We start from the raw sequence: 11,459 nt of genomic DNA, 5'->3' as shown, positions 1-11,459 counted from the left end.
CATTAGGGAAATCTTTTGTTTACATATCTATCATTATGTAAACAAAAGGCACAATTATAAAAATGAATATACCAACTCTTAAAATAAAAGACAGTAAGACCCTTATTATTTTAGGGGCTGGTGCTACCCGAGGTGCAGATTGTTTCAATGGTTCAACGATACCGGCGCCATTGGATAATGATTTTTTTCACATTTGCCAGCGAGTCGCTGCATTCGACCCTTCTCTGAATGAGCTTTTGAAATTTGTCCGAAGGGAGTTCTCTTCTACATTAAACGTTCGAATGGAGAAATTTTTCTCAAATATTGAATCTTTGGACGAATTTTATCATGCAACGAAGATAAAAGCCGGACCTCAGGTTAAAAGATATCAGAAAGTTCTATCTAATTTTCCTAATTATATAGCGACAATCTTTCAGTATCTTCAGTCACTCACTTGGGACAAGAAACTTTCTTGTATATATCATGAAATTATTGTCCAGAGCCTTTCGAGTGACGATATTATAATCTCTTTTAATTATGATTGCATAATGGATGAAGCCTTAAAGAAGGCAGGAAAGAAAAAATGGAATCCTGGGAAAGGTTACGGAACTCCGATAACCGCCGGTACGGAGTTTTGGAAAGATCATTCGGGAAATGGAAGGATTTCTTCAACGGGAATTCGATTGTTAAAAGTTCATGGAAGTTTAAATTGGGAGCGAAAAGGTTCTTTGATTTCATTGAGAGAAGATCCTTACGCTAAACTTGTCAGAAATAGAAAAGAACTGATAGCTCCTGTTTGGAATAAAAGAATTTCTGAAGATGATTTAATTCTCCAATTATGGAAACAATCGAGACTGGCGATCAAAGAATGCCAATCTATTATTTTAATCGGATATTCAGTGCCTGAAACGGATCTATTTTCGCAATCCCTCTTAAAAGTATCCGCATCAGAACGGAAAAAACCGCTATCCAATTTGATAGTTGTTAACCCTGACAACGCCGCCTCTCAACGAAGCAACACTTTACTTGGCTCTAATTCAATTTCAGAAAATACTAATTTTTATAGCTTTAATTCCCTGAAAGACCTAGCAGACTGTATTCATCCAGTTTTAAGAGTATAGATGTAAAACTTATTTTTTAGAATTATATCTTTTTAAAGGAGAAATGGAATTCAATGAGCATTAATGATATCCCTGAAAAAATATTACCTTTCTTCGACCGATTTAAGCATCCAGTAATTAAACACGCTTCCTTTCTATTTTTTACATTTAATTTTGATGTTATTTATCCACTTTTGATGGCGACTATTTATCCGAAATATTATGAACAAATGGATGAAGTTAAGAATGTAGTTAACACTATAGAAGAAGAATTCTGTTTAAGGATTTTACTTCCTTGGTTCCTGGGATTTGTAATCGCGGCAATTTTACCAGTAATAGACGCAGGTTACAGATGGTTTGGAGCCTATATTGATCGAATAAGAGAGAATTGGGTATCAAAAGAGGAAGAGGAAATATACCAAAGGAAAATTAATTTATTAAATTCAAAACTTGCCTCTGTAATAGATTTAATAGAAATTCCTAGTTTAAGAAGTATTCTTCGAAATATAGGTGATGACTCAATTATCTATTTATTTCCCTGCGAACCAGGAATGACTGAGGCTACTTGGGTAAAGTATGATAGTAACAAAAGGAAAATCTATCCAGCAACTGTATGGGATTCAAAACTTCTCGGTGTTGTGTTAACTGTAATAAATGGCAATACTGCCCTTATACTTAATAAAGGAACAATTTCTGATTCATCTCTAATACGAATTACAGAGGATGGTGGATATCATATATCTGATAATGGAAGTTTAGTGAAAAGTCGGGATGAGGGAGAACACTTTATACAGAAAAAAGATAATTTAGTTAAAATAAGCGGTAACAGCAATCTTTCAGTCGCTAAGTTTTTTGATAGGGAAAAATAAAAATGCCGCTGGTTGCTTTTATCGATGAGTCATTCGAAAGGATAAAGTCAAAAGGTATTGGAATAAAACTACTTTGTGCCACCATTATAGATTCTAATTATGTGAATGACTACTCATCATTAATAACTGGAAATATTCAAGATATACTTCATAACCCTTATTTAAAAAGACTTAATATAAAATCACTAAAGTCTAAAGGGTTTCATTTCTGCAATGATCATCGTGAAATCAAAAATATTTATATAGAAATAATAGAACAGTTAAATTTTGACTGTTTTATAACCTTCGCATATGGTGAATTCATTTTAGAAAAAGATAAACAATATGAAATACTTTTTTACTATTTAATGAAGATTATTTTGTATAAATATAACATTGAGGACGTTATTATAGAATCTGGTGGGGATATTGATGAAAAAATTGCAACTGAAATTATTCGCAAAATAACACAGCCTAAATCATTTCAAGTTAAAAATAAACATCTTACAAATATAAAAATGGATACGAAGTTAAATCCATTATTGTCAGTCTCAGACTATATGCTGGGTATACTTCGAGAGCTAATAACTTATGGCGCCAATAATAATGTACAGTGCAGGGACTATTTGAGAATTATTAATAAATTAAGATGGGTTTACGATTTAACAAATAAAGAATTCTACGATAGATCAAATCTATTTCCGATTGACTTTGGGATTATTAATGGAATACAATAGCATTGCCCTTCCATGCAATATTCCCGTGTATGATTCCGTATACGATTAAAAATATGATTATGATTCCTTGCATGGAGGGGCGTTTTGCTATTATTAGATTTTCCTAACATCAGACATAAGGGTGACCTTATAAAATATTTCCAAACAAACACTGAAACTTTTGATTCCGTTTTAGTTTCAAAAAATAAATTCGCACATGTTATTAATATTCCGAAAAAAAAAGGCGGAAATAGAGAAGTTATTAAGCTAACTAATGAAGATTGGAAACGATTTTTAAAGCAAATTAATTTCTCGCTACATCAACTATATACATTTCCAAATTGCGTACAGGGCTTTATACCAGGAAGAGGCATAAAAAGTAATTCTTATTTTCATCTAAAAAATCGACAATTACTGGTTTGCGATATAAAGGATTTTTATTATTCAATTAAGGAGAGTGACATTTCTAATATATTTAAATATTTTAAAGCTTCAGATGAAATCGCTAATTTATTAGCAAAGTTATGTACCTTTGAGGGAATATTATTTCCGGGCTTAAATACAAGTCCTACTTTGGCGAATCTCTATTGTGAAAAAATGGATGAAAAATTAAGTATTTTAATGACCTCACACCAGGGAGTTTATACTAGATATGCAGATGATCTAACTTTTTCTAGCAACCAAACCCTCCCTAACCTTAAAGACATATCTGAATTATTGGAGAATTACAATTTTAAACTACAAGAAAGAAAAACTCGCTACTCGAGTCCAGGACAAAGACAATATGTAACAGGTCTCTCCATTTCGGACAAAAGAGTTCCACGACTACCAAGAAATTTTAAAAGAAATATTCGGTTATTAGTACATTTAGCAGAAAAACTTGGAGTAAAGGAATATCACGAAAATCTAAATTCAAGAAATTTATTTACTTTAAAAGGTCAGTTAGTATTTGCTATGCACATCGAACCGATTTTTGCCAAAAAATATTTAGTAAGGCTGAATAGATTAATATAAATGGATAATTCGAAATAAATTATGTGTTTTCTAAAGTATTTCAACATTCGAAAAATAGACGCGAGTATTTCATTCTATCTTTTTCTATAAAGTAAAATAAGTAAAAATAAATTAGTTAAAAGTGAGATTCCCAGTAAAGATAGAATCCATTTTTAGGAACATTTAAGAACTCCGTTTTTGTTTCTGGTCCAATAGTTCTTTGTTCTAACTCAGTAATCCGAGACTTCAGTCCATCTTTAAGTTGATTTGTTAATTCTATTACTTCAGGATCAGCTAATACTATTAAGTTGTACTATATCTGAGATTTATTAGATAGCTTAAAGACATTGATTTATAATTTATTACTTAATAATTCTTTAACATATGTTTACGTTTTATATCTTATTTGTATAACGAGCAAATTGTTCTCAAATCTTTTTAAATAATAAATATTTTCCAGACCTTATTCTAAGGAAGAGTGAGTTTGATTTTTGTCGAACTAATATAAAAACTAATAACGTTTACTTTTTTTTCTTTTTATTTTGAAATCCATTGACTCAGTTTTACTATATTTTTCATATATAAATTATAAATAGACCCATGAATTCATAGGTCTGGATAATTTTTGAGAAAAATATGAAAGAAAAATTCAGAAAAGTCACTGTTTTAATTTTCCTCCCTTTACTCTTATTGATCACATTTAGCGGTTTTTCCATCAAATCGTTTTTCTTAAATCTTACTGGTACTTTGGTTCCACAGGAATTGCCTCAGCTTGTTGCTTCGCCAACTGGTAATTTAACATCCGATATAAATATTATAATCCCTCCTGGTACAAAAGGGATTATTCCGAGTTTATCTCTTATTTATTCTTCAGGTGGAAGAAATGGAATTTTGGGAATGGGCTGGAGTCTTTCCGGAATTTATTCCATTTCAAGAGATTCGAGTTTTGGAATTAACTTTGATTCTAATGATAAATACGTATCAGATCAAGTAGGACCGTTGTTGGATGTATCTGGGAATAAAACGAAATACCAGAGTCGAAAAGAATCATTTATTAAATTTGTTCCAAGTGGAGTATGTGGCGGAGGACCATGCTCTTGGGCAGCTACAGATAGGGATGGAACAATCTACAGTTATGGAAAAACGAACGACTCAAGAATCGAAGCTCTTGGAAAGAATGGTGCAGTTCGAACTTGGGCTTTAAACCAAGTAAGAGATGTATTTGGAAACGGATATGATATTTCTTACATTGAGGATTCAATTAGTGGAGAATTTTATACGAATGAAATTATCTATCAGAATCGTAGTATAAAATTCGAATATACCGATAATCGGACCGATACATCTCCTTCATATATTTTCGGATCTTTTGTAAAAACCACTAAAAGATTAGAGGAAATCGAGATCTATACTGACGGAAACTTACTTAGAAATTATGAATTAGAATATTCAAGTAGTCCTACTACTGGAAGACAAATCCTTTCTTCTTTAAAAAGAAGTGAGTCAAATATTTTCGGGTCAGAAAGTTACAATGATCTGAATTTTACTTATGGTAGTAATGGGTTTTTATTAACTGAACCCTTAGTAGATACAAATTTAAACACACCGACCTCTACAGTAAATTTGTTTGTTCCAAGTGCCTTACTGATGTATGCGAATCTTTATTTCGGAAATCCTTTACCTACTCAGCCTACAGCAACTGAAAAAAGATTAGCAACTTACTTGCAATATTCAATGAAATATCCTGTACCAGATCGGGATGCATGTAATAATGGTGCCTCTGCTTGCCTATGCGCAGCATATGCTCCTTGTTGGGGAGGTAATCCAAACTTTTTTGCAATATTAGCTTCCCTATGTTTAGATTATAATAATTGGGGCGGCCCAAATTATTGTGCGTCCGGTATTACATCTGGCCTTACCTCTTGGACTCCAATGGATTTGGATGGAAATGGCATTCTTGATTTCGTAAGTATAGTCGGAACTGAGAGTTCGAATAGTATTCGTTTGAGAGCATGGAAAGTTCAAAATGGAACTATTGATCCAAACGGTAGTTTTTTAAGTCCCGTACTTCCTCTTCATTATAATACCTTTTTTCAAACGGCAGATTTAGACGGAGACGGGAGAACTGATTTCGCTTTCGAAAGCGGAGGTAAGCTAAGCGTTATATACTCTCAATCGAATAGTTTTAGTAATCCAGTAAGTTTTTCGAATGTAGCCTTACCTGTCGCAAGTCAGAATATGCAGGCTTTCAGACCATATTCATATTATTATGAAAATTCGAGTTTGAATCCGAAACGAATGATCGCAGACAAAGCTCAGATTGATTGGTTCGCAGATATGAACTCGGATAATCTTGCGGATTTCATTCATTATGATGGAACAAAGTTCAATATTTACTTGAACCAGAAGGGAAGTTTTTCAAATGCGATACAAGTTACAGGAACTTCCAATTATTTTATAAATGAATTCATAGATTTAGATTCAGATGGAAAAGCTGAACATGTACGTTTAGTTCAGTATAGCCAAAATCCGCAATACACAAACGTTAGCAATCAACTTCAAGTAGCAAATGAGCAAGCTGAGACATTAACAAATGATTTTCACACAAAAGAAGATATTCTAAATTCTATTCTATCAGCTGGTGCTAATAGTGTTTCTAATTCCGATTTTAATTCTTTGATCGATTATTATTTGAAAGGTTGTAGTTACTATATCGCAAATTCAGGCTCGGGAGGAGTAGTAATTTCTGTGCCTAATAGTTCAGGGGCGAACGTCAATTGTATTCAAACCGACCCGAATTATATAGATATCACTCAATTACAATCGGCGAAAACTGGTACTCCGATCCCTTCTACAAATACGCTTTTAAATGACCTACAATTAGTTTTTGCAAGTACGATTGGTCCTGTAAATACATCTATCACTAGTCTTCAAAACCAATTAAACTCATTAAATGCCAGTACAAATGGGACTATACGTTTTAGATTGGATGTTACTTCTTTTGATCTTGCTTCCCAAACCGCTACTGTAACCCAATATGATTTGGGAACAAGTGCAGATCGTTTGCGAAGCTTTTTTGGCGATGTAAACTCAGATGGTCTACCTGACTTCATTACGATTGTAGGAAATCAAATCAAAGTTTCTTTAAATACAAATCACGGCTTTTCAGCTCAGGTTTCAAGTGTATTAAATGCAACTGATGTTTCAAAAACGACTCAGTTTAATTTTTCAGACGTAAATTCAGATGGATTGGACGATTTAGTTCTTTATAATAAAGAAAATAAAAATGTTGAAAGTTATATCTCAAACGGAGCTGGATCTTTAACCTATAATTCCAACTTTGGTTTTGGTCAGTTTGACTTGAACGAGCAGACAAGCGGTGGTGTTTATAAAGCAGACCAAGGCCAATTTATCATACAAGATATTAATGGCGACGGGTCAAAAGATGCATTACTTATCAAGCTTTGGCAGGATAAAACACAAGGACATGTTTTTGTAAGAAGTACAAATCCTAAAGCTTCGAATGAAGACGATTTACTTTCTGTCACAAATGGTACTCAAACTTCTACCGTAGGATATACTACGAAACAACTACATCCCGGAGCAATACTACCCGGTAGTGGAGACTATCCGAATTTACCTGATACTTCTAACGGTTTTTTAGTTACTAGTCTACATACTGAAATGGGAAGTGGAATTTCGAAGACTGAAGCCTATTCATATTCAAATGCAAGGCTTTATAACGGTGTGCAAGAGAAAGCAAGAGGTCTTGGATTTTCTAATTTTACGGAAAAAGATTCCGATACGAATTTTTATACCATAACAGAATATTTTCAGAACGATTATAGATTAGCAGGTGTTGTAAGTACGGAACGAATGTATAATTCTTCCGGAAATTTAATTAATGAGACAATTCAAAGCGGTTTTCAGTTTCCAAATCCGTTCGGAACAGAAATCGCTGTCCCGACAAATATTTCTAAAAACTCATTTCATAATGGAGTTTTAGAGCTAACCACGAATGAAACCATAAGTTATGATTCTTATGGTTTTGCATTAATAGACTCTGAAAATGCTGGTAGCCATTCTATTGTAACAACTAACTCATATTCGAATGATACGACTAACTGGATATTCGGACGGACGATTAGGAATAGAAAGTTAGTTGATGGGGGTTTAGTTCAGGATCAATTATTTTCATATAATGGTAACTTATTAGAGACACTGACCCAATTTCCTGGAACGAATGTGGAACAGATTTCTTCCTTCACATATGATACCTATGGTAATCCGATTACAATTACAAATACCCTTGGATTTACTACTTCGATAAGTTATGATAATACTATTCATGCATATCCGGTACAAACTGTTAATCCACTAGGTCATATAACTTCCGCCCAATACGATTCAACGCTCGGTTTAGAAATTTCGAAAACAGATCCAAATGGAGGAGTGACTTCAAAAACTTACGATGTATTCGGAAGATTACTCACTATAACGTATCCTGGAAATACAGTTTGGAATGAATCATATGAATATGGAAATACGGGTAAATATGATCTAATAAATCTTTCTAATAATGAATCGCTGACTAAAGTCATTCGAGATAATATAAGCGGAATTGAAACTAGTGCAACTCAATACACAGATCCATTAGAGCAGGTAATTAGATCAGTTTCGGATACAGCTACAAGCGGAATAAGTCTGATCGAAGATTCAATTTACGATTATACGAAAGGGGTCATTTTGCAAAAAACAAAACCATATTTTAGTAATTCAAATCCCGTTTGGATTACATATAAGTATGAAGATGCAGATTTTAGACCAACTGGAAATATTAGCCCCGATGTAGGTGGAAATATTATCTCTTCAATTTCTTATTCCGGACTTGCGACTACCACACACATCGATTATCCAGACGGAAATTCAAAGAACTTAATAGAAACTAAGAATGAACTTGGACAAGTGATTTCTAAGTCACAAAATGGGAAATCAATTTCAACAACATATGCTCCAAATGGACAACCAGCTACAATTACAGATCCCGCAGGTAGAACGACAACTACTACTTATAATATCGCCGGTAAGAGAACAAGTATATCAGATCAAAATACGGGAACGGTCTCATTTACGTATGATATTCTTGGAAGAGTTATTCAGCAAACTGATGCACGAGGCAAAAACCTAAGTTTCAGTTATGATGCCATTGGAAGGATATTAACGACTACTCCAAGTGGAGGGGAAGCAGTTACAATTTATACCTACGATGATACTTCTATTCCCTATTCACTAGGAAATGTAACGAAAATTATCGATGCTTCAGGAACGACAGAATTTTCATATAATATTCAAGGAAAACCGACTTTACAAAAAAAAATAATAGATGGACTAACTTTAATTTTTGAAGCAGAGTATGATTCTCTTGGTAGAGGAGTTAGTTTAACATATCCTGACGGAACCAAAGTTTACCAATCTTATTCAATAAACGGTAATTTACAGGAAGTTACAATGGATTCAGCAGATGGCACTAGTTCTGGAGAAATTGTTGCGAATTATGAAGGTCCAATCTTTATCGATGGTAATCCAGTTTTTAGAAAAACAGCTGGAAATGGAATAGTTACAGATACTTTTATTAATACTATTAATTTCAGGACATCCCAACTAACTTCGAAAAAAGGAGATGGCTCTACTCTTTCAAACTTAAGCTATGTCTATGACGGTTCGGGCAATATCACTTCGATAACGGATAATTATAAGCCAGCGAACAGCCAAACATACACATATGATATATTTGATAGGATTGCGATTGCGGTAGGAAGTTACGGATCGGAAGGTTATGTTTATGGGGATGATGGAAATCTGATACAAAAAGGTGACTACACTTTTACTTATGGTGATGCATCTCATGTTAATGCAGTTACAATTGCTAATAATCAGAATTCAGGAAGTTTGACATACGCGTATGACGCTTCTGGCAATATGATTTCCAGGAATGGAGATATCCTTTCATATAATGCGTCTGGAAAAATGTCTGCCGTGATTTTTGGTAACGGTGGAGAGATCGATTATACATACAATTATGCAGGGAATCGGGTTCGAGCATTTAATCAAACAACGAATACTTTCACTTATTATATTGATGATTTATATGAAATAACAAATGCACCCGGAGTATCTTCTAAGCATACGGTTTATATAAAAGGATCTCAAGGAGAGATGCTGACTCAAATTACAAGAGAAGATGCAGTTCTTATATCAGAAAACACCGACACATTAATCGCTGAAAGCTCAAGTAAATGGTTTGATAATCTCAATTTATGTTCGGCTACTACAATCGACTGTGGAACTTATCTAAAGAATAGGTTATATTCTCCAATCAAAGGATTCTTTACATATTCCGATTATTTTCAGAAAGGAATTCCTACTATTTACACCAGAGTTATATATATAGTATTTATAATAGGATTTTTATATTTACTATATCCATATTTACTCAAGGGAAATGAAATACTGGAAAGAATGAAATTTATTGGGTTAGGAAGTCCAATACTATTAATTTCTATTTTTAGTGTATTTATTTTAGAAGATTGTAACGGAATTCTGAGTGAAAGAAGAAGAAACGCACCATGGTTTCTATTACCGTCTACGTCAACCAACCCAGATGTAAATTTTATAACATCTAACTCTACGGGAGTAAGTAGCCCGACAAGTACGGATGGAATGCCAATATTAGGAGCATATTTCTATCAAACAGATCATTTAGGTTCAACTATTATGCTTACTGATGGTTATGGAAACCAGGTGGCCGGGCCTGGACAATCTGGAGTAAGCTTTATTAGTTATAAGCCTTATGGTGAAGTTAATTATGCTACTTCAACTGGACCAGATATTTTTCGTTACAAGTTTACAGGACAAATTTCTGATTCAGAAACTGGATTATATTACTATAAATCGCGTTATTATGATGCATTTTTAGGAAGATTTGCTCAAGCAGACGATAGAACTGATCAAGGCATAAATGGATTAAATCGCTATATGTATGTGAGCGGAAATCCTGTTGGAAACATAGATCCCGATGGTCACCTCAATTTGAGCCAAGCGATACATATGTTTAATAAGATTTTGCGTAATGCAGCAAGATCTGTTGACCATATGTGGAGACCCGTTTTTCAAGCTATAGATCATTCTTATCGAAAAGTTTTTCGTAGTGTAGATCATAGCTGGAGAGAACATTTTAGAAGAGTCGACCATGGATTAAGGAACCTTTGGGATGGTGGTGGAAAAGGTCGAAAAGGTAGCGAAAGCGGAAAATTCGGAAGCTCTATACGCAGAATATTCGGTGATCGCATAGGTAGTGGATTGAGTAGAGCTTTCTTGATTCACAATCCGAACCGTGTTAGAGGAATGCGTGAATCAACTAAAATGGCTTTTTTAGGTTATATGATAACTGGAACAATTGAAGGAGCAATTGAAGGGTATATTATTGGTGATGCGATTGATGCTAATCATATTTCAAGACAACGTAAAGCATATGATTTAGTATCTGGAATTCTGGATATAGCAATTTTAGCTGTTGGAATATTTGTCTTTCCAGAAGTAGGTATTCTCACATGGGCTTCAAGAGGCGCAAGTTTTGGTAATGCCATTCGTACAGTTGGAAATCAATATTTTAATCCAAGACATGAGCGTGTTCCAATGTATTGTTACTATTTATTCGAATCGCAAAAAGGTACATTACCTTCAAATGTAAATCAGTCTCCAACAATGATTAATTATTATAGAGAAGCTTGTTTTGATGGTATATGATAAATTGGTATTCTCTG

At 33.8% G+C, this 11,459-nt stretch carries 5 protein-coding genes; all 5 read left to right on the top strand.

The features are described 5' to 3' along the window. Positions 1-62: 62 nt before the first annotated feature. The 5 genes from CH352_RS00835 (at position 63) to CH352_RS00815 (ending at position 11,442) form a co-directional block, all read left to right on the top strand. Positions 63-1,100 carry an SIR2 family protein gene (locus CH352_RS00835; protein ID WP_100708234.1) on the top strand — a complete coding sequence of 346 codons (1,038 nt, stop codon included), beginning with the start codon at positions 63-65 and terminating at the stop codon, positions 1,098-1,100. A 53-nt stretch (positions 1,101-1,153) separates the two neighbouring features. After that, a complete protein-coding gene (locus CH352_RS19075; protein WP_207766725.1) occupies positions 1,154-1,948 on the top strand; it encodes a hypothetical protein in 795 nt (264 codons plus the stop codon). Between the two features lie 2 nt (positions 1,949-1,950). Next, positions 1,951-2,664 carry a hypothetical protein gene (locus CH352_RS00825; protein WP_100708233.1) on the top strand — a complete coding sequence of 238 codons (714 nt, stop codon included), beginning with the start codon at positions 1,951-1,953 and terminating at the stop codon, positions 2,662-2,664. A gap of 84 nt (positions 2,665-2,748) precedes the next feature. Beyond that, positions 2,749-3,657, top strand: a complete 909-nt coding sequence (locus CH352_RS00820; protein ID WP_100708232.1) for a reverse transcriptase family protein — start codon at positions 2,749-2,751, stop codon at positions 3,655-3,657. A gap of 615 nt (positions 3,658-4,272) precedes the next feature. Next, a complete protein-coding gene (locus tag CH352_RS00815; RefSeq protein WP_100733500.1) occupies positions 4,273-11,442 on the top strand; it encodes an RHS repeat-associated core domain-containing protein in 7,170 nt (2,389 codons plus the stop codon). The last annotated feature ends 17 nt before the right edge of the window (positions 11,443-11,459 follow it).

Origin of the sequence: Leptospira hartskeerlii, assembly GCF_002811475.1 — a bacterium.
GTDB lineage: Bacteria > Spirochaetota > Leptospiria > Leptospirales > Leptospiraceae > Leptospira_B > Leptospira_B hartskeerlii.
This window is presented reverse-complemented; position numbering and strand designations above follow the sequence as displayed.

Bases quoted from the DNA above. Each gene is read 5' to 3' on its own strand.
- CH352_RS00835 (WP_100708234.1), top strand. From the start codon at position 63: ATGAATATACCAACTCTTAAAATAAAAGACAGTAAGACCCTTATTATT.
- CH352_RS19075 (WP_207766725.1), top strand. From the start codon at position 1,154: ATGAGCATTAATGATATCCCTGAAAAAATATTACCTTTCTTCGACCGA.
- CH352_RS00825 (WP_100708233.1), top strand. From the start codon at position 1,951: ATGCCGCTGGTTGCTTTTATCGATGAGTCATTCGAAAGGATAAAGTCA.
- CH352_RS00815 (WP_100733500.1), top strand. From the start codon at position 4,273: ATGAAAGAAAAATTCAGAAAAGTCACTGTTTTAATTTTCCTCCCTTTA.